The following is an 18,250-nucleotide window of genomic DNA, read 5'->3' as shown; positions in this document are numbered from 1 at the left end:
ATGGCCGACCGGCGGCCCCACCTTTCCTGGTGGAACCGCCGGGGGCTGCCGCTACGGGAGCGACACTCGTCATCCGATGGCCTGTGCCCAGGTCGCGGTCAGGACGGCCTTGGCCTTGTCGGCCTGCGCCTGCGTCTGGAACACCTGCTTGCCCTCGGTCTTGGGCAGCTTGTCCTTCGCCGCCTTGTCCGCCTTGTCGCCCATCTTGTCCAGGCGCACCGGGCGGGACATGCCCTTCAGGTAGAGGTTCTGGCCCTCGTCGGAGTAGAGGAACTCCTGCCACAGGCGCGCGGCCGCGGGGTGCGGCGCGTCCTTGCTGATGGCCTGGTTGTAGTAGGCGCCGATCTGCGCCTCGGCCGGGACGACGACCTTCCAGTCCATCTTGCCCTTGAGCTTCTCGGTCTGGGCGGCGTTGGTGTAGTCCCAGTCGATCACGACGGGCGTCTGGCCCGACTCGATCGTCGCGGGCGACGGGTCGACCGGCTGGAAGTTGCCCGCCTGCTTGAGCTGCTTGAAGAACTCGACACCGGGCGCGATGTCGTCGGCGGAACCGCCGTTGCCCAGCGACGCCATCATGACGCCGGAGAACGCGGCACCGGCCTGCGTCGGGTCGCCGTTGAGCGCGACCTTGCCCTTGTACTCGGGCTTGAGCAGGTCCTTCACGCTCGTCGGAGCCGGCACCTTGGCGGCGTCGTAGCCGATCGACATGAAGCCGCCGTAGTCGCCGTAGTAGAGGCCGTCCGCGTCCTTGAGCTCAGCGGGGATGTCGTCCCAGGTGCTGACCTTGTACGGCGCGAAGAGGTCCTTGTTGGCCAGTGCCACGTTCAGCCCGAGGTCGAACACGTCCGGCGCGCGATCGTTGCCCTTGAGCTGCTTGGCGGCGTTGATCTCTTCCTGGCTGGACGCGTCCGGCTGCGCCGAGTCGACCTTGATGCCGTACTTGGCCTCGAACGCCTTGATGATCTCGCCGTAGTTCGCCCAGTCCGGGGGCAGCGCGATGACGTTGAGCTTGCCCTCCTTCTTGGCGGCCTCGACCAGCTTGTCCATGCCGCCGAGCTCGCTCGCCGACTTGGCGGTCCCGGCAGCACCGGTCTGCGTCTCCTTGGCGGGCGGGGCACCGCAGGCGGCCACCGCCAGCACCAACGCGCCGACACCAATGAGTTTCGTGGTGACGTTCCCTCGCTTCAGCACAGGCGGAGGATTCGCGCGGACTGCTTTCGTTGTCAAGCCAGCCGCGCCGGTTGAGACCTTCTCGACTCCTACGGTGAATTCTCGGTGCCGCCGGGGTTGCCGCTGAATGCTTTCCGAGCTTCACTCAGGTGTTGCGCCGTGATCCCGGTGCCAGGGTCGACGTGGACGAGTGCGGTCGTCAGGTGCCGTCGCTTGTGGACGAATTCCACTCTGCGCGCGGCGTGGAGGCCGAAGTCGTCGTCGAACCAGACGAGCGGCCGCTCGTAGGCGTACCTGGCCACGGCGGGGTACTTCCAGCCGTGCTCGTCGTGGAACTCGATCACCTTGAGCGGCGGCAGTCCGAGACGCGGCCCGATCTCGGTGTTCGCCCGGTGCCCCCAGCTCGTGGCCCAGGCGAGCTCGGCGCCCGTGTCCTCGGCCAATCGTCTCAATTGGTCACCGTGCTCCGGGTCGAGCCAGATGCGGAGCTTGCGCCACCAGCCGACCTTGATGTCGAACGGCCGGTAGTTCGGCGGCTTGTGCTTCGCCGCCCACGGGTTGAGCGGACCGTCGACGTCGATCACGACGAGTGGCTTCACGAGGTCAAGAGTGCCGTTTCCCGGGCACGGGGCGCGCAACGCCCCTAACCTCCCAGGCATGAGACGTTTCGCCCTGTTCGTGCTGCTGTGCGCCACGCTGGTGGGGTGCGCCGCGATCGCCGACCTGGCGACGCTGCAGACCCGCATCCAGGACGCGGGCTACACGAACGTCTCGCTGTACCACCGCTCCAACAACGGCACGGACCTGCTCGAGATCACCGCGTCCGGCTCCGGCCCCGACCAGGTGGCGGAGATCGTCTGGGACACCTACCCCGAGCACGTGGACCACGTGACGATCACGCTCAACGGCACCCGGAAGGATTACTCGGAGGCCGACCTGCGCTCCGCGTTCGGCGAACGCCAGGTCACCGAGAAGCCCGACGACGACACCGACGTGATGAAGTCCCTCATCAGGTGGTTGATCGTCGGCGCGGTGGTGGTTCTGCTGCTCGTCGCCGGCCTGATCATCCTCATCGTGGTGCTGGTGCGCCGCTCGCGCCGCCGCAAGGCCCAGCAGCCGCTGTACCACCCGCCGCCACCACCGGGCTGGCCACCCGTCGGACCGCCACCCGCCGCCTAACTAACCCATGAAGTGCGGTCCTCCGCTTCCTTGAACAGGTGCTCCACCACGGTTCTGATACGCCGCAAGCCGTCGTGCACCAACATGGTGTCGGCATCGCGAACACCCAGCGTCACGAGGATGTCCCCCGCTGCGTCCACCAGGCCCAACGCATGCTCTCGACTGACCATTCGCTCCTCAAGCTCCTGTTGGAGCTCGGCAAGCACTTCCGAGGACATGCGAGTAATGGCGGACTCCGTACGTCCGGACATGTACGCGAGATCGTCCAAGACCTGACCGATCAGACCGACCAGCGATTCGAGTGGCTCGGCGTTGGGTGGCGCAGACTGCCCGACGACGGCGTTCAGCCCGCCACGCCGGTAGTCCGCCCGACGGAGGAACTCGAGCTGGAACTGCCGATCGGCGGACGAGAGGAGTACGTCGAGTTCGTGATCATTCATAGCTCCACCCCTTCCTCGCAAGCACGGCTTTCAGCAGTCGCCGGCCCCTGCTACGGCTTTGCCGAACTGCCTGCGGAGTCGTCTGGAGCTCCCTGGCGATCTCCTCATCGGAGAACCCATCGGCGGTCAAGGCGAGAACCTGGCGTTGCGCCAGAGGCAGCGCCGCGAGCGCTGCAACCACCAACTGCCACTTTGCGCCTGGCAGGAAGATGGCCTCCGGAGGTAGCAGTGCACGGTCGTCAACAGCGCGTTGATCAGCCAGGCTCCGGCGGGCTTCGCGAACAGCGACGGTACGCACCCAGGCACGCGGATACGTGATGCGATCCCAGTGCTCCCACGCCAGTGCCAACGCGGTCTGCGCGGCATCCGCCGCTTCGTGCACGCTCGCCCCGGTCATCTTGACCACGTACCCGACCACTCTTCCGACCTCAGACCGATAGAACGCCGAGAAGTCCGCCAGCACGGGGTCGTTGGCAGCGGCCTCGATCTGTCTGATCGGTTCACCGTCCACCGCTGCTCTCCCGACCGATCTCAACCGTGATTTGGCCGTCGGTCCCTGACAAGCGGCTCCCCGGTGGCAGGTGGCGCACCATGTCCACCCACGCATCGTGTCGCGCGACCACAGCCAACCTACGATTACGCGCCAACAGCACCCGTGTCACCGCGGCCAGTATCACCACGGCACCAGCCACCAATGTCTCCAGCACCGGCAACTCCCTTCGTTGCCAGTGAGTGCGGATTTATCCGCTCGTTGTGACATCGCGCAGGTCACGCATCAGGTGGACTTCCGCCCGTTCCGACCACGCCACGTCACCCGCTCCGCCAAACTGCCAGTTGTGACACAGCCGCCCTACCAGTACGGACCTCCGCAGCAGCCGCAGTGGGGTCAGCCCTATCCCGGCATGCCGCCGGTCCCGCCGAAGAAGAAGTCGCCGGTGGTCTTCATCGTGATCGGCCTGGTCGTCCTGACGGCCGCCGCCGGCGTCCTCGGCACCGGCCTGCTCTGGCCCGGTTGGATGAAGTCGCGTTCGACCACCTCCAGCGCCCCGGTGGACCAGTCCACACCGGAAAACGCGGCCAAGGCCGTCGAGGACGCGCTCAACCGCCGCGACATCGAGCAGTTCGTGAACGTGCTGGTGTGCAAGGACGGCCGCACCAAGGCGAAGAACAAGGACATCTCGCTCGCCGAGGAGATCCTTTACCGCGACATCAAGCCGTTCGACCCGAAGAGCAAGGTCGAGGACGTCAAGCCTGTCTTCAAGGTCGACGAGGTCCGCAAGATCAGGCCCAGCGACGCCGTCTACAACGACGAGAACAAGGACGCGACCGTCGCGATCATGTCCGTCGAGTACCCGAAGGACAGCGGCCTGGACAAGCAGCGCGGCGTGCTGGCCATGTTCGAGGAGGACAACAAGTACGTCGTCTGCGAGATGGGCTTCGTCCCGGTCTCCGAATCCCAGGAACCACCGCCGGACCCGGACCCGAACAGCGCGACGGGCCGCATGCAGGCGTTCGCAAAGGCCGTCAACGACAAGGACATCGCCGCTGCCCGCCGCTACATGTGCGCCACGGCCCGCGCCGTCAACACGTGGGCGGAAAAGGCCATCGCCGACGGCGGCAAGCTGCGCCTCCACGACAAGGTGACCACCACGAAAGCAGAGGACTCCGGCCAGGTCCGCATGTGGTACACGCTGAACGGCGCGGAGACCAAGGCGGGCGGCTTCCTGAAGAAGGAATCCGACGGCTGGTGCCTCTTCACCTTCAACAACGACGCCAAGTAGTCGAAACCGCGGCCCTCTGTTCGTATAAGGGGCATGTTCACCGACGAGGAGATCGCATACCTGCGCTCACAACCGCTGGCCCGGCTGGCGACGGTGGGTGAAGACGGCCAGCCCGACGTGGTCCCGCTGTCGTTCGACTACGACGGCGCCCACTTCTGGGTCGGCGGCGTGGGCTCGCAGGTCCTGCACACCCGCAAGTTCCGCAACATCACCGCGGGCCGCCGCAAGGTCTCGCTGGTGATCGACGACCTCGTCTCGTTCGACCCCTTCATCGCCCGCGCGATCCGCGTCTACGGCATCGCGGACGACCCGGTGGAACGCCTGGGCCTGATCGGCCCAGGCACCTACAGCCGGATCACGCCGACCGCGGCGTGGGCGTGGAACATGGCGGGTGAACCGGCGGGTGAAACCTGGTACGAGCCCCGCCGGATCACGATGCGCGCCGGGCCGAGCACACCACCGAACCACCCCACCGAACGCCGTACAGCAGGCCGGGCAGCAGACGACTGAACCGCAGGTGGATCTCTCCGGCGCGATCCACCGCGTGCTGGACGCCGCTCGGCTCGGCATCGGAACGCCGCAGCACGCCGTCGAACGTCCGCACCAGCCGTTTGCGGTCGTGCTCGAACCGCACACGCAGGTCGAACACTTCGCACGGCCGTTCGGGCACGTGCAGCACACACGGGTGCATCACGTCGCGGCTGTGCAGCCGGTACCGGATCGCGAAGTCGTGGGTGTTGCCGCGCACCAGCGGTTCTGCCGGCGCAAGCGTGAATCCGGGGCGATCATGCGTCGCGGAGCGGTCCCGCAACGTGCCGCCGTAGAGCAGGTGCACGTCGACGTCCCGCCGGCGCACCGGGAACACGGCGGCGAACTCGAGCCGGTCCACCGCGTCCTGATCGACGACGACCTGGTAGCGCTCGATGACCTCGGGCTGTCCCTGGTCGAGTGCCACCGCCACGGCGAGCTCCGCGGTGTGCCAGCCGCCGGTGTCGCGGCGGGTGGTCGTGGCGGCGAGTTCGGCCAGTTGCTCGACGGCCTCGTCGACGCGTCGCCGGACGGTCCGCGCGTCGCGGTCGATCTCGGCCGCGACCCAGTTGACCCGCTCCTGGTAGAGCGGGTGCCGGACCTCGGGGATGAGCCCGAACGCCGCCCGCGCCGCGAACTGCAGGTCGTCCGGGAGCTGCTCGACCAGCTCGGTCAGCCTGGTGACCAGTTTCTGCCTGGCGGCGGAGGGGCCGTCAGCCCTGGTGATCCCGCAGGCGGCCGCCAGGTCTGTCCCGACGCGGTCCCATATCCGCCCGTGCACGCCTCTTCCCTTTCGCAGGGTCTTCAGCTCACGGACCAGTCTCGCGTACGTCGTCGGCATCTCCGTTCTCCTCCCCTTGTGCGCTCACGTGCGGCGGAGGCAGGTTGCGGCGAGCGTGTGGACGAGAAGTGGACAAGCCGTGGATCGGTCAGACGTGGTCCGGTCGCAGGACCGCCCTTGCCACCGATGAGGCGAGCGCGATGCCGATCCGGACACCGTCACGGCCGAGGAAGACCCTCGAGGTGCCGATGCGGTGCAGGGTCGGCGGATCGACGGCTCCGATCCCGAACGCGATCACCTCTGGGCACCACGCCGCAGCGGTCAGCTGTGACAACGCCTCGGGCCAGGCCGGATCGGTCGCCCTGCCGTCGGAGATGAAGAACAACATCGGGCGACGCACGCGCATTCGTCGTGCTTTGAGACCTCGCACATCGTGCTCGATGGTGGCGCGCAGAAGAGTGAACGCCGAACCGAAGTCGGAGCCTGATTCCTGGCGCGGTGTAATAGCTTCCGCCGGATCGAGGGCTGCCCGCAGCGGCTGCACCACCAGCGGGTTCTCCGCGAAAACCACCACGCAGAGCCAGATCTGCGGGGTCGCACGACGATCCGCGTGCACCACACCTCGGAACTCGCGCACTCCGGCGTTCACCTCGTCGAGATGATCGGCCATCGAGAACGACACGTCGCACACCACGTAGCACGGCAACACATCAGGCACCATCCGCTTCCCCCTCAGCACAAGGCGTGACACGGGAGCACCGTTACCCAATCGCGTTGATCAAAGGTGGACAAAAAGATGATTCGTTGACACATCAAAGGGCTCTTGCACGACAGTCCTCCCAGACAGAAGCTCGGACACCGAGGAGGACGGCGTGGAGTTCCGGATGCTGGGTCCGCTGGAGGCGTGGCACGGGCACACCTCCGTGCCCTTGGGAGACCAGCAGCAACGCTTCATCCTCGTCGTGCTTCTCCTGCACGCCAACAAGCCCGTGTCACCTGAACGGCTCACTGAGACCGTGTGGCCCGACAACCCGGAGCGCAGGACCTTGGTGCGCGGCTACATCAACAAGCTGCGCAAGGCGTTCGAGCCCACGGACACGTTGATCGACACGACTCCGACCGGCTACGTGCTGCGCGTCAACGAGAACCAGATCGACGCCGTCCGCTTCGACCGGCTGCGGGCGGAAGCCGTGCGAGCCTCGCAGGACAACGACCACCGCAGGGCGGTCGAGCTGCTGCGTGCCGCGGTCGCCTTGTGGCGCGGCAGGTTCCTGGAGGACATCGACATCGATCGGGTCGGCGGAGCCGAGGTGATCGTGCCGGACGAGAGCTACCACGACGCGCTCGGCGACCTCGCCGAGCTGGAGCTGATCGTCGGCGATCACCGATCGGCCAGAGACCGCATGCGCCGCGCGGTCCACGCCGCACCGGACCACCAGAAGTACTCCGAACTCCTGATGCGCGCGTTGATCGCGTGCGGCGACCGCGTCGGCGCCATCCGCGTTTTCGACGCCGCGGCCGGCGCTCTCGCCGATCTCGGTGTCGAGCCGGGAACGGTGCTGCGCAACCTCGCGGAACGCGCCCGGCGCGGCGAGCCGGTCAGCTCGCTGCCCTCCCGGCCCCGTGCGTTCACCGGGCGGGCGGCGGAACTCGGTGAGATCGAGGCAGCGGCAGCGGCACCCGGTGAGCGCCGCGCGGTCTGGATCAGCGGTGCGCCCGGCATCGGCAAGTCGGGACTCGCCGTCGAAGCCGCGCACAGGCTCCGCAGCCGGTTTCCCGACGGGCAAATTCTCTTGCGGCTCAACGGTTTCACGCCGAACGTGGCTGCGATGCCGGTGTCGGACGCACTCACCCAGCTGCTCGTCGAGCTGGGCGTGCCGGTGGAGCAGATCCCGGACACGGTCGGCCGCAAGGCCACGCTCTTCCAGTCCCGGCTCTACGGCACCAAAACGCTGGTGGTGCTGGACAACGCCGCATCCCCGGACCAGGTCGAGCGGCTGCTGCCCGAGGCGGAAGGCTGCTTCGCGATCGTGACGAGCAGGCACATGGGGAAACCCGACATCAGCGCGCACGTGCGCCTGTCCCCACTGCCTCGCGACGACGCGATGGCCATGTTCCAGGCGCTGACCGACCCCTTCCGGATCCGCGGCCGCTCAGCCGACGTGGCAGGTCTGGTCAAGCGCTGCGGCTACCTGCCGATGCCGATCAACGTCGCGGCCGCGCTGTTCCGCCGGCACGACCGGTGGTCACTCGATCACCTGCTCGGTCTGATGAACGAAAGCGGGCCGTGGCAGGAAGACGGCACCGCCGCGGTGCACGCCTCCTATCACCAGCTCAACGACCAGTTGCAGCAAGTCTTCCGACTGTTCGGGCACCTCCCAGGACCCGATGTCGATCTCATCGGCGCAGCGGCGCTCATCGGCCGCGACATCGCCGACACCCGCAAGCTGCTCAACGATCTCCACGAGGTCTGCCTGCTGGAGGAAGTGGCACCGGAGCGCTATCAGATGCTCGACTCCGTCAAGGAGTTCGCCGCTCTCGACCCTCCGCCCGCGGACGCGTTGGCACGACTGCTCGACTTCTACCTCGTCACGCTGGCGAACGCGGTGAGCACGGCCTACCCGTTCGACCGCACCATCGGGCCGCCGGTGAACCGCGAGAGCTCACCGGGTCTGCGGTTCACGCACGAGGACGAGGCGTTGGCGTGGATCACCGCCGAGCGCGACAACCTGATGGCCGCCATCCGGCACTCGGACCAGGGCCACGCCTGGCGGCTGGCGGCGCTGATCTGGCGGCACTTCAACACGGCGAACCGGTTCGCGGACTGGATCGACGCCGTCGAGTCCGTGCGTGCGGACGACGACTACGGTCAGGCGCACGTACTGCTCCGCCTTTCCACGGCGAACGACCGCCTCGGTCATCACGCCAAGGCGCTGGACTTCGCCGAGCAGGCACTGCGGAGGTGGTCCCGTCTCGGCGACGTGGCGGGTGAGGCCGCGACGTTGTGTGCGCTCGCCATCTCCGCCATGCAGCTCGGCGCACACGACGAGGCGATGCGGCACTTCGAGGCGGCCCTGGCGAAGTACGAGCAGTGCGGGGACCTCCGTGGCCGGGCGCACGCGTTGAGCATGCTCGGTTACATCAACGAGCAGCACCGCAGGTATGAAATCGCACTGCGGCAGCACTCCGACGCCGTGGAGATGCTGCGGGAGACCGGCCACCTGCAAGGACTGGCGCACGCGTTGAACAACCGCGGCGCGAACCGGCAGCACCTCGGAATGCTGGAGGAGGCCATCCCGGATCACCTGGAGGCGCACGAGATCGCGGTCGAGCTCGGCGACGACTGCGTGGCCGCCTACGCGCTGACCAACATCGCCGACGCCCACCGGCTCGCGGGAAGGCTCGGTGAAGCGTTGCACCACCACGAACTCGCCGCCAGGTGCGCGGAGAAGGTCGACGACGCGGATCTTCGTGCCCGGCTGTTGCGCGACCGGGCGCTGACGGCCCGCGACGGCGGCGACCTGGCGACAGCGCTGCGCCTGTACCTCACGCTGCTGGACGTGGCCATCGGCACGGGCAACCGCACCCACCAGTCGCACGGTGAAATCGGTGTGGCACGGACGATGCACGCTTTGGGCAGGCACTCCGAGGCGGTGGCGCACTGGGACGCGGCAGAGGCGGTCTTCGCGGAGCTGGACCAGCCGGAAGCCGATGAGGTGCGGGGCGAGCGAGCCGCGTTGACCTGTGCGTGCGGTCAGCGGTGAGTCAGGAGTCGTTTCAAGTCGGGGTAGATCTCCCTCACCGCGCTGTGGTTGTGCCATCTGCCCAAGGTCCTGGCCAGTTGCCTCAGATCCGTTCGCACGGTGGCCGAGTCGACGTGTGCCACGTCATCGATCGTGTCAGCGAGCGCTCGGCAGCTCTGGTCGACGTCACCGGACAACGCGTGGGCGAGTGACCGTCTGGTGCCGAACCGCGCCCTGGTTCGGCGTGAAGTCGCGGGCACCAGCGCCAGCTGGCGGTCCAGCACGATCGCGGCTTCGGCGTTGAGACCGAGATCGCTCAACGCCCATCCCCTGGCCAGTTCCAGCGGATCGGGCGCACTGGGGCCGAGCGCAGGGTACGAACTGTCCGCGGGCACGGGTTCCATCAGGCCCGCGGCGCGGTCGAACGCGCTCTCCGTGGCGTAACGATCCCCGGCCAGCGCGTGTCCCTGCGCTTCACGTCGTGCGGCGAGCGCGAGAACGCGTGACCCGGCGCTGCCGATCCACTGCGCCTGCTGGGCGAGGCTGATCGTGCCCCGGGCGTCCTGCCGGTAGAACGCGATCCCCGCCTCACGCACGAACGCGTAGCTCGCGATGTCCGGATCCGCCGCTGCGCGTGACAGCTCCGACGCGTGCCTGGTCCACCACAGCGCACCCTGCTCGTCGCCGGCCTCCTGGCTCATCCAGCCGGTGTACTCGGCGATGCGCGCGGCGAGCCGCAACAACCCCGTGCCGACCGGCCCGACGTTCTCGCGTGCCATCCCGTGCACCGTGTGCTGCAAGGCTTTCAGCGGTTCCATCAGCACCATCGGGCTGGTCCGCAAGCCCAGTCCGCGCAGGTTCTCGAACGAGGTGCGCATCCCCGCGACCACCTCTTCGTCCGGCACCGGCCGCGGCCCGCTGCCCGCGAGCGCACCGACACCGAGCATCGTGCCGGCCACGAGCACCTGGCGGCGGCCGAGCCCCGGAGCTTCGTGCAGCGCGGCCTCGATCAGCCGGCCACCGACGTCGAGCACACCGTCGCACAGGCGGGCGACCGTGGGCGTCGGCGGTTTGACGTCGTTCTCGATCTTGCTGAGATAGCCCTTGCTGTAATGAATCAGCTTCGCCAGCTGCCCCATCGACAGCCCTGCGGCGATGCGGTGTTCGCGCAGCAGCTCACCAAAGGTTCCGGCCACGATTGCCTCCCCGCTCCGTCAGCCGAGTACATCATCCGGATCTGTTCGCCGCAATCGCCCTGGCCATGACAAAAAATGGCCAGGGCGAATTGGCGACTACCTCACCCGTGCCACGGGTTGCCACCACCGTCCTGGGTTTCCGTGGTGGTCGTGGTGGTCGGGGCGGGCGGCGGCGGGTTGTCGTCCGCGTTGGCCGTGGCGCCACCGGAAACAGCGGCGGCGACGGCGAGTGCGGTCACGAGCGTGGTGACACCGGCGAAGAAAGTGGGCACGATTTTGGACATGACGAATCCTCCGAAGGAAATCACGATTGATTCCGGGATTTCGCCCGCCGTTCTGCGGGCTACTTCGAGGATTCATCTCCACAAACCGTGAAAACAGGTGTTTCCCGTTGCCCACCGAGGTGGTCAACACGTCCACTCCTCATCCACTTCTGGTCAACACCCGGCGTGGATGCTGCGCGCGACCGGCGGCCGGCCGGTCCTTCAGGAGGAGGTTGGAGTGATCGAACCCGCGACCTACGACATCGCCGTGTCGTTCGCCGAGGAACAGCGCGCCGTGGCCGACGAGGTGGTTGAAGCGTGCCGGCAGCGCGGCCTGACCGTGCTGGAGGGCAACGATCTGCCCGAGGCACAGGTGCGTTACCTCGTGCCGTTCGTGTCCACTGTGGACGAGCTGGCGGTGGACGGCAACGAACACGTGCTGCCGGTGCTGACCGGCGACAGCCCCGCGCCGCCACAGTTCCTGCGCGCGGACGAAGGCCTCGTGGATGCCTGGTGAGCCGGGTGGAAGCGGCCGAAACCGCGGGCAGGGAGCGGGTGTCCGTCGCCGACGTCGTGGCAGCGCTCAAGCAGCCGCCACCCGCGACGTCCACGCTGCGCACCCTGGCCGAGCAGCTCGCCGCATCGCCCAGACGCGACCTCGCCGGCACCATGCACCTGGGCGACACCACGATCGCCGTGCGCGTCGAACGTTCCGGTGACACCGTCTACGCGCTGGAGGTTCGCGACGAGACCGTGAACTTCGTCGTCCTCGGCGGTTCGACCGAGCCGCTCTCCACGCTGTACCAACGGATCGAGGAAATGCTGACCGCGTGACGCGAAAAGGGCGGTGCCCCCGAGGGGACACCGCCCTTTCTCACTGCTTCCTGGCCCGCTCGACCACTTCCTCGAGCCGCAACGGACTGGGCGGGTGATGGCTGAGGCACAGCGGTGCCCGCATCCGCCGGAACCCGAACGTGTCCCCGGTGACGTAGAACTGCCCGCGCTCCAACCTCGAGATGTCCGTGATCGAACTCCCCTTGGCCCGCGCCATGTCCGTGGCCGCGGCGATCTGCGCAGGACTGTTCAGCCGCCCGAAGAACTGCGTGGTGGCGTTACCCGTCACCTGGTTGTGCACGCCCTTGGGCGCCTGCGTGGCGAGCACCAGCCCGAGCCCGTACTTGCGCGCCTGCGAGGCCAGCAGGATCGTGGTCTGCAGACTGGCGGTGGCCCCTGCGGAAGGCGCGATCGTCTGCGCCTCGTCCATCACCATCAGCCCGCCGAGCGGCCGATCCACCGCCGGATTGCGCTTGATCCAGGCGAACACCTCGAGCTGCAGCTGACTGATGAACCCCTGCCGCTGCTCCTCGGACGGCAACCCGACGAAGCTGATCACCGAGACACGCGCACGTTTGCCGGCCGAGGGCTGGAGCAACACCCCGGGATCAGTCGGTTCCCCTGCGCCGCCGAGCAACGGATCGTTGACCATCGCGGCCCGCAACGTCTCCGCGAGATCAGCCGCCGTGGCCGCCGCGGAGTGCAGCTTGCTGACACCGTCCGGCAACTCGGCCAGCAACTCGACGAACCCGGTCAAGTCCCGCCGATCCGATCGCGCATAACGCTTGAGCGCCTCCCGCAGCACCGCCCTGCCTCGAACGGCGAACTTGGTCTCGTTGGCGATCCGCGCATGCGGCACCAACCGCGCCACCGCGGCCTCCACCGCCGCGGCGAACTCGTCCTCGTCGTCCCGCACCTCGGCGAAGTCGGGCAGCGGGTGAAAACTCAACGGCCGGCCACTGACCCGACCGGGCGTCCACACCACGACCTCCGTGCCGGCGAGGTACTCGGCTGCCTTCGCCTCATCCCCTGCCCGCCACTCCCCCGGCGCCTCTGGCCACGCGTCCCCGAGCCGTGCCAGGTCGTTGTTGGGATCCAGCACGATCGCCGAAACCCCGCGCAACGCACACTCCTCGACGATCCGGCGCAACAGCACCGTCTTCCCGCTGCCGGACCCCGCGAAGACGATGGCGTGCTTGCGCAGCGACTCGAGCTCGATGCGGATCTCGGAGTCCATCCCGAGAACGATCTCGTCAGGACTCTCCGGTCGCTGCGACCGCGGCGGAGGACGGGTCTCCTGGTGGCTTGCCGCCGTCCGTTCCTGATCCGGCAACACCGACCGCAGGAACGTGGTGCTGCTGGCGGGTTTCCTGGCAACGAGCCACGCCAGCAGCTGATGGGTCTGCACCGAGCAGATCTCCTTCAGCGCACTGAACGTCCTCAGGTCGTCGTCCGTGATGTCCACGCACCGTCCGCCCGCGCTCTCCAGCTCCGCGACCAGCCGCCGGGTCACCGCACCGGTCCAGCCCTTGGGCCCGTTGCGGATGATGATCAGGTGCCTGCCGCGGGCTCCGCGGGTTCCTTCTGCCGCGTCGCGAGCGTCGCGCAGCTTGCGCAGCACCCGGTTGCCGTGGCTGCTGGCGATGAACCGAAGACCCCAACGCTCCTGAGTGTCCAGTTCCTCGTTGACGGTCAGACGCAGACCGGCGTGCAGCCGCATGTCGTCCGAGTGCGGTTCCGGATGCCACTTCAGGTCGTCGTTGCCGACCTCGGTGATCCAGGACTTGAGCCCGGCCAGGAGCAATGCGGGCAGCACCTCGTCCTCGTTGGACGGCTTGACTTCCGCCGCGGTGACCGTGGCCGTCTGCTTCAGGTGCGCGAACCTGGCGTCGAACTCCGCCATGTAGTCCGGTTCCGGTCCCGAGACGACCGGCGCGGCCGCGACCTCGGTCGGCAGTGCCTCGTCGAACGAGCCCAATTCCCTGATCTCGCCGTACAAACAGGCTTCCGCGTGCTGATGCACCCGCTTGAGCAGCTGGCGTGGCGTGCGAGCCGACCAGTTCGCCGGATCGAACGCACTCGGCGCCACCGGCCAGGTCGGGTGCGGCGGCACGATCCCGTGACGCCGGTACATCACGCCGAGCCACTTCTCGACGAGGTTCCTGCCGAGAGCAGGATCCGCGATCGAGGCGAGGATCGGGGTCGTGGTGAAGCGGTCCTCGACGGTGTCGCTCGCGATCGACTTCAGCATTTTCCACGTGTTGGGCAGGCAGGCCACCACCGTGATCGTGCGGCGCGTCGTTTCACGGAGCTGCATGAGACCGTCCGAGATGTCGGCGATCTCCTGCACCAGCTCGGGGTTCGTCACCGCCTCGCCGGTCACGTCCGTTCCCTTGTTGACCAACGTGTCGAGCTGGTCGACTGCGATGACGCACGGTCCGGTCATCGCGAGCACGCGGGAGATGTCGCGAACGAGCGTCCGTGACGGGTTGGCCTCGGCTGGAAGGCCCCAGCGGCGCCGTTCCTCGCTCGACTCGTCCACGCCCTTCAGGTAGGACCTGCCCACGTCCGAGTGCTCCGAGGCGTACAGCACGAGTGCGCGAATCGTGTCACCGCACTCCACGGCGATCCTGCTGTCCACAGTGCGAAGACCACCGAGGAAGGTCCGCAGGTGCTCCGGTGTGAGCGATGCTTCACCTACCACCGCGCGGCCGACGTCAGCGGGCACGTCAGCTCCCCTGCACAGCTGACGCAGCAGCACTGTGAGCTGGATGTCGCCCTCGTCGTTGGCACGGCGCAGCTCGCTGCGCATGGCGTCGGCGACGTCGTCCCAGAACGCCTTGCCCGACGTGACCTCGACGAGGAAGAAGTAGCCGCCCTGCTCCTGCACCATGCGGCGGACCGAACCCAGCAGGTGCGTCTTGCCGACGCCCTTCTCCCCCTGCAGCACCAGACCACCGATGCTCGGTCCGACGCTGGCACGTGCGTCGGCGATGCCCGCCCGGAGGCGATGCTCGGCCCTGGTGTGCAGACCTTCGATGTGGAACGGCGAGGCGTGCCAGACGTCGTCGGGGGTCTCGGCGGAGTTGAAACGCACGACCGCCAGCGCCTCGCGCAATTGCTCGGTCATGATTCCTCGATCGCCATGAGGTGCTTGTCCTCGCCGCCGATGCGGATCGCGGCCGCGTGGTCGTCCTCGGTGAGCACCTTGCGGTTGGAGTCGGGAACCAGGTGTGCGGTGCCGGCTTTCACCATCCTCAGCAGGGTCTCGTCCACCTCGTCGCGGTCAGCGCCACCCAGCCGCGGGCGAATCTTCGCCAGCCGGACCCAGTCCTGGTAGCCGTCGCCCAGCTCCAGGTACACCTGCCGGATCAGCTCCTCGAGGCCCCTCGACCGGATCGCCTCGGCCAGCAGACCGCGTTCCCGCAGAAACGGGACGATGCGCCGCAACAGTTCCTGGTTCACTCGGGCCTGCGGTCCCACCCGTGACGGCAGCTCGCTCTCGACCAGGTGGGTCATGCACCAGTCGATGCCCCTGTCGGTGATCCTGTGGACGTACCGCCGGCCTCCTTCAACGTCTCCAGGAGCTTGTCGCGGTTCAACACGTCACGGTCCTTGGGCAGGAGCGAGATCTTGTAGGTGTCCTTCAGCTCCACGTTCGGCACTTCACGATTGGCCAGCATCACGACCATCAGTGCCGACTTGGCGCTGGTTGCGTACTTCTCCGGCATCACGCCGCCTTTCAGTCCGTGAACGCGTTGATTCGTCGCTCGATCCGGGCGAGCAGCGCACTCACCTCGGTGCGCAGCTGTGGTGGCACGGTCACCCCGGTCCCGTTGCGGTGCGGCCTGTTGAGGAGCAGGAGATCAGCTGACCGATCCCGGAGCAGATCCATGTCGCCGTCGTCGAACGCGCTGGCCATGCCGCGCACCGTTTCCTCGACGAGCGCGAACCTCCCGGCATACGGCAGCTGCTCCGGCAGCTCGCGCAGAGCCGCCTCGGCGTCCCTCAACGCCTCGTGGTCCGGCTCGGCCTGCGGCGCGGGGGTTGCCCTGATGAGGTCGTGCAGTTCCCTGGCCACCGGCACCGGCCGCACGGCCGGCTCGAACTCGAAGTGCCGGAGATTGCGCAGGAACCCCGGCAGCAGCTCTCGGTTCGTGCCACGTGTGACCAGACAGAACATTTGCCGCTGTGCGCCGTCCGGGCCGAGTGCGCGGCGCGCGAACCGTTCGGCTTCGGTGAGCTGCCACCTGCTCAACGCTCCGTCGATGACGAGACACAGGTGCTCTGCGGGGTCGCCCGTCTGATCGAGGATCTCCGGATCGCCGGAGACCGACCTGTCGACCTTCACCCCGAGCAGCCGCAGCTCGGTGATCAGCTCGGTACTCGTGCGCCACAACGTCCTCGGAGAGGACACCAACAGGTCGAGGTCGAACTTGCGGCGCCGCGAGCGAGCAGCCGCCACGTAGGCATCGCGGTTGTCGGCCAGCAGATCGGTCCGGTCGAACTCTTGCGCGATCACCGCGGCGACCGTCTCCAACGCGAATGAGATCTGGTCGGACGACGGAGGATTCTCGACCATCACGGGCAGGAGCTCGCCGAAGCTCCAGTAGGAGATGTACGGCACAGTCAGATGCCGCAACATCTGTTCGGACGTAACGCCCTTGACCAGCCAGTTGCGGAACAGGGGCGCGACCACGCCCGCGCACTTCTGCTGCCACTCCTCGGCGCGCTGGTACTCCATCCGGTTGTCGAGACGGGACAGCACCGGCATCACCTGGTGCCGCGGCCGGTCGTAGGGCAACCGGTCCCTGGCCTGGTCCGCGAGATGGGCGATGTCGACGACGTCGTTGAGGTTCTGATCGTTCGCGGTGAACACCACCACCAGCCGATCAGGCAGCTGTGCGGTGCAGATCCGGGCGACGTCCGAGACACCGGTCCGGCTGTCGATCAGCACGAAGTCGTACTGGGCGATCCACTCTTCGCGGCGTTCCTCCAGGAACTCCGCGAACCCCTCGTCGTACAGGTCCTCCCAGTCAATCTCCTGCAGCCGGTACGTGTACGAGGCGTCCAGCTTGTGGCCCACGACCTTGCCCGCGGCCATCAGGTCGAGCACGCCGCCTTCGACGTCGACTCGAACCGTGTGCGCGGCAGGTGCCGCAGCTTTCTGGACGAACTCGTGCGCGAGGTCGACCACACCGCTCTCGGGCATCCGGGAAAGATGCGGGTGGAAGTAGAGATGCAGCCCCGGCGCCTCCAGGTCCCAATCGATTGCCAGCACCCGGTAACCCCAGCGCGCGAGCAGCACCGCCGTGTTGGCCAAGGTGAAACTGCGTCCGACGCCGCCTTTGTAGGAGTAGAACGTGATCACGGTTCCGGACATGGCTCGAACCTCGGTAAGGGGGTGCGGCGGGTGACGATCGGATCAGGGAGTTCCACGATCGGCCAGTCCTCCTGCCAGTCAGGAACCCAGCTCGCGAGCTCGACCAGATCACGCGCCAGCTGTTTCACTTCTTTGTGGAAGTGGATGTATTCGACCGTCTGCTGATAGACCGGATCGGGATGTGCGTATTCCTTGAAGTCGTGCCATTTGCGCATCCGCTCCTCGTCCCGCAAGTCCTCGCAGTCCGAGTAGACGATCGGATATATCAACCCCTGCGGGATCTTGGCGCTGGCGAACCCGAGCATCTCTTCCCTCGCGCGCATGCTCTGCAGCTCCGACATGCACCAGCCGGACCTGAAGTAGTGCGGCGTCATCACCTGGATCATGATCTTGCTGTGCCGCAGCGAGGTCCGCAGGTTGTGCGACCAGTCCACCGCTCGGGGCATGTGGCGGTCCATGTACACCCTGGGCGCGGGCGCACACTCGTCGGCGAGGCACTCGACGAGTTTGTTGTAGAAGTGGTTCAGCAGCCATTTCTGCACACTGCCCTGGCGGCTGTAGCTGATGAAGAAATCGAACAGGTAGCCGGACACAGCGACCAACGGTAGATGCGGTCACCCGGTGATAAAAGACAAAAAAGTGGACGCTTTCGCGCGTTCTGTCCAAAAATTGGACAAAAGCTGGCGGCTGCGGCGGCGGACCGCGAACAGCGAGAAGCCCTCGATCATGTTCGATCGAGGGCTTCTCGGGTGAGTGGACGATACTGGGATTGAACCAGTGACCCCTACCGTGTCAAGGTAGTGCTCTCCCGCTGAGCTAATCGTCCGAGCGGATGACGAGACTCGAACTCGCGACCCTCACCTTGGCAAGGTGATGCGCTACCAACTGCGCTACATCCGCGTGCGCCGTGGGTTTCCCTGGCGGGTTTCCCGTGGTGCGAGGAGAACTTTAT

Annotated in this window: 19 protein-coding genes and 2 tRNA genes; 6 read left to right on the top strand and 15 right to left on the bottom strand. The window is 67.2% G+C overall.

The genetic code is table 11. From position 1 onward, the window contains the following. Positions 1–69: 69 nt before the first annotated feature. Both IEZ09_RS17675 and IEZ09_RS17670 read right to left on the bottom strand, forming a co-directional pair. Complete coding sequence (locus IEZ09_RS17675; protein WP_229812661.1) at positions 70–1,191, bottom strand: ABC transporter substrate-binding protein; 1,122 nt, start codon at positions 1,189–1,191, stop codon at positions 70–72. Between the two features lie 68 nt (positions 1,192–1,259). After that, positions 1,260–1,769 (bottom strand): HAD domain-containing protein, encoded by a 510-nt coding sequence (locus IEZ09_RS17670; protein ID WP_189254800.1) that lies wholly within the window; start codon positions 1,767–1,769, stop codon positions 1,260–1,262. Between the two features lie 58 nt (positions 1,770–1,827). Between IEZ09_RS17670 and IEZ09_RS17665 the strand changes: the two genes are divergently transcribed. After that, positions 1,828–2,349, top strand: a complete 522-nt coding sequence (locus tag IEZ09_RS17665; protein WP_189254799.1) for a hypothetical protein — start codon at positions 1,828–1,830, stop codon at positions 2,347–2,349. On the opposite strand, the gene IEZ09_RS17660 is transcribed toward IEZ09_RS17665, so the two are convergent. Both IEZ09_RS17660 and IEZ09_RS17655 read right to left on the bottom strand, forming a co-directional pair. Further along, on the bottom strand, positions 2,346–2,789 hold the full coding sequence (locus IEZ09_RS17660; RefSeq protein ID WP_189254798.1) for a hypothetical protein: 444 nt from the start codon (positions 2,787–2,789) through the stop codon (positions 2,346–2,348). The two genes, IEZ09_RS17665 and IEZ09_RS17660, sit on opposite strands and share 4 nt — an antisense overlap. Next, a complete protein-coding gene (locus IEZ09_RS17655) occupies positions 2,782–3,300 on the bottom strand; it encodes an RNA polymerase sigma factor (protein WP_189254797.1) in 519 nt (172 codons plus the stop codon). Before IEZ09_RS17655 ends, IEZ09_RS17660 begins: the two co-directional genes overlap by 8 nt. A gap of 325 nt (positions 3,301–3,625) precedes the next feature. On the opposite strand from IEZ09_RS17655, the gene IEZ09_RS17650 reads away from it, so the two are divergent. Together IEZ09_RS17650 and IEZ09_RS17645 are read left to right on the top strand one after the other, a co-directional pair. Further along, positions 3,626–4,570 (top strand): hypothetical protein, encoded by a 945-nt coding sequence (locus tag IEZ09_RS17650; protein WP_189254796.1) that lies wholly within the window; start codon positions 3,626–3,628, stop codon positions 4,568–4,570. 33 nt (positions 4,571–4,603) lie between these two features. Continuing rightward, positions 4,604–5,080 carry a PPOX class F420-dependent oxidoreductase gene (locus tag IEZ09_RS17645; RefSeq protein WP_189254795.1) on the top strand — a complete coding sequence of 159 codons (477 nt, stop codon included), beginning with the start codon at positions 4,604–4,606 and terminating at the stop codon, positions 5,078–5,080. On the opposite strand, the gene IEZ09_RS17640 is transcribed toward IEZ09_RS17645, so the two are convergent. Beyond that, positions 5,001–5,939: a hypothetical protein gene (locus tag IEZ09_RS17640; RefSeq protein WP_189254794.1), complete on the bottom strand. Its 939-nt coding sequence runs from the start codon at positions 5,937–5,939 to the stop codon at positions 5,001–5,003. The two genes, IEZ09_RS17645 and IEZ09_RS17640, sit on opposite strands and share 80 nt — an antisense overlap. A gap of 88 nt (positions 5,940–6,027) precedes the next feature. Beyond that, the gene (locus IEZ09_RS17635; protein WP_229812660.1) at positions 6,028–6,630 is read right to left on the bottom strand and encodes a vWA domain-containing protein; all 603 of its coding nucleotides are present in this window, start codon (positions 6,628–6,630) and stop codon (positions 6,028–6,030) included. A gap of 121 nt (positions 6,631–6,751) precedes the next feature. Between IEZ09_RS17635 and IEZ09_RS17630 the strand changes: the two genes are divergently transcribed. Continuing rightward, a complete protein-coding gene (locus IEZ09_RS17630) occupies positions 6,752–9,643 on the top strand; it encodes an AfsR/SARP family transcriptional regulator (protein WP_229812659.1) in 2,892 nt (963 codons plus the stop codon). Here the strand turns inward: IEZ09_RS17630 and IEZ09_RS17625 are convergent. Beyond that, entirely contained in the window at positions 9,634–10,818 is a 1,185-nt protein-coding gene (locus IEZ09_RS17625; protein WP_189254792.1) for a helix-turn-helix domain-containing protein, read from the bottom strand. The genes IEZ09_RS17630 and IEZ09_RS17625 overlap by 10 nt on opposite strands. Positions 10,819–10,919: 101 nt before the next feature. Further along, complete coding sequence (locus IEZ09_RS17620) at positions 10,920–11,102, bottom strand: hypothetical protein (protein WP_189254791.1); 183 nt, start codon at positions 11,100–11,102, stop codon at positions 10,920–10,922. Positions 11,103–11,319: 217 nt separating this feature from the next. Between IEZ09_RS17620 and IEZ09_RS17615 the strand changes: the two genes are divergently transcribed. Together IEZ09_RS17615 and IEZ09_RS17610 are read left to right on the top strand one after the other, a co-directional pair. Further along, positions 11,320–11,598 (top strand): hypothetical protein, encoded by a 279-nt coding sequence (locus IEZ09_RS17615; RefSeq protein WP_189254790.1) that lies wholly within the window; start codon positions 11,320–11,322, stop codon positions 11,596–11,598. Next, entirely contained in the window at positions 11,595–11,915 is a 321-nt protein-coding gene (locus IEZ09_RS17610; protein ID WP_189254789.1) for a hypothetical protein, read from the top strand. Before IEZ09_RS17615 ends, IEZ09_RS17610 begins: the two co-directional genes overlap by 4 nt. Before the next feature lie 40 nt (positions 11,916–11,955). Here IEZ09_RS17610 and IEZ09_RS17605 read toward each other — a convergent pair whose 3' ends face one another. From IEZ09_RS17605 to IEZ09_RS17580, 7 genes are all read right to left on the bottom strand, one after another. After that, entirely contained in the window at positions 11,956–15,045 is a 3,090-nt protein-coding gene (locus tag IEZ09_RS17605) for a helicase HerA domain-containing protein (RefSeq protein ID WP_189254788.1), read from the bottom strand. After that, positions 15,042–15,434: a hypothetical protein gene (locus tag IEZ09_RS46500; RefSeq protein ID WP_229812658.1), complete on the bottom strand. Its 393-nt coding sequence runs from the start codon at positions 15,432–15,434 to the stop codon at positions 15,042–15,044. Before IEZ09_RS46500 ends, IEZ09_RS17605 begins: the two co-directional genes overlap by 4 nt. Then, entirely contained in the window at positions 15,431–15,646 is a 216-nt protein-coding gene (locus IEZ09_RS46495; RefSeq protein WP_229812657.1) for a hypothetical protein, read from the bottom strand. Before IEZ09_RS46495 ends, IEZ09_RS46500 begins: the two co-directional genes overlap by 4 nt. Positions 15,647–15,657: 11 nt before the next feature. Then, a complete protein-coding gene (locus IEZ09_RS17595) occupies positions 15,658–17,298 on the bottom strand; it encodes a KGGVGR-motif variant AAA ATPase (RefSeq protein WP_189254787.1) in 1,641 nt (546 codons plus the stop codon). After that, positions 17,283–17,891, bottom strand: coding sequence for a TIR domain-containing protein (locus IEZ09_RS17590; protein WP_189254786.1), 609 nt, complete (start codon positions 17,889–17,891; stop codon positions 17,283–17,285). The genes IEZ09_RS17595 and IEZ09_RS17590 overlap by 16 nt, the downstream gene beginning before the upstream one ends. A gap of 161 nt (positions 17,892–18,052) precedes the next feature. Then, positions 18,053–18,124: transfer RNA gene (locus tag IEZ09_RS17585), tRNA-Val, on the bottom strand. 1 nt (position 18,125) lies between these two features. Then, a tRNA-Gly gene (locus IEZ09_RS17580) sits at positions 18,126–18,198 on the bottom strand. Positions 18,199–18,250 lie beyond the last annotated feature (52 nt).

This window comes from Lentzea flava (assembly GCF_014648475.1).
Lineage (GTDB): Bacteria > Actinomycetota > Actinomycetes > Mycobacteriales > Pseudonocardiaceae > Lentzea > Lentzea flava.
Note: the sequence above shows the minus strand (reverse complement) of the source record. Positions and strands in the feature narration are given on the sequence as shown.

Coding starts and splice junctions, on each gene's coding strand:
- IEZ09_RS17665 (WP_189254799.1), top strand. CDS start 1,828: ATGAGACGTTTCGCCCTGTTCGTGCTGCTGTGCGCCACGCTGGTGGGG.
- IEZ09_RS17660 (WP_189254798.1), bottom strand. CDS start 2,789: ATGAATGATCACGAACTCGACGTACTCCTCTCGTCCGCCGATCGGCAG.
- IEZ09_RS17645 (WP_189254795.1), top strand. CDS start 4,604: ATGTTCACCGACGAGGAGATCGCATACCTGCGCTCACAACCGCTGGCC.
- IEZ09_RS17640 (WP_189254794.1), bottom strand. CDS start 5,939: ATGCCGACGACGTACGCGAGACTGGTCCGTGAGCTGAAGACCCTGCGA.
- IEZ09_RS17620 (WP_189254791.1), bottom strand. CDS start 11,102: ATGTCCAAAATCGTGCCCACTTTCTTCGCCGGTGTCACCACGCTCGTG.
- IEZ09_RS17605 (WP_189254788.1), bottom strand. CDS start 15,045: ATGACCGAGCAATTGCGCGAGGCGCTGGCGGTCGTGCGTTTCAACTCC.
- IEZ09_RS46500 (WP_229812658.1), bottom strand. CDS start 15,434: ATGACCCACCTGGTCGAGAGCGAGCTGCCGTCACGGGTGGGACCGCAG.
- IEZ09_RS46495 (WP_229812657.1), bottom strand. CDS start 15,646: ATGCCGGAGAAGTACGCAACCAGCGCCAAGTCGGCACTGATGGTCGTG.
- IEZ09_RS17595 (WP_189254787.1), bottom strand. CDS start 17,298: ATGTCCGGAACCGTGATCACGTTCTACTCCTACAAAGGCGGCGTCGGA.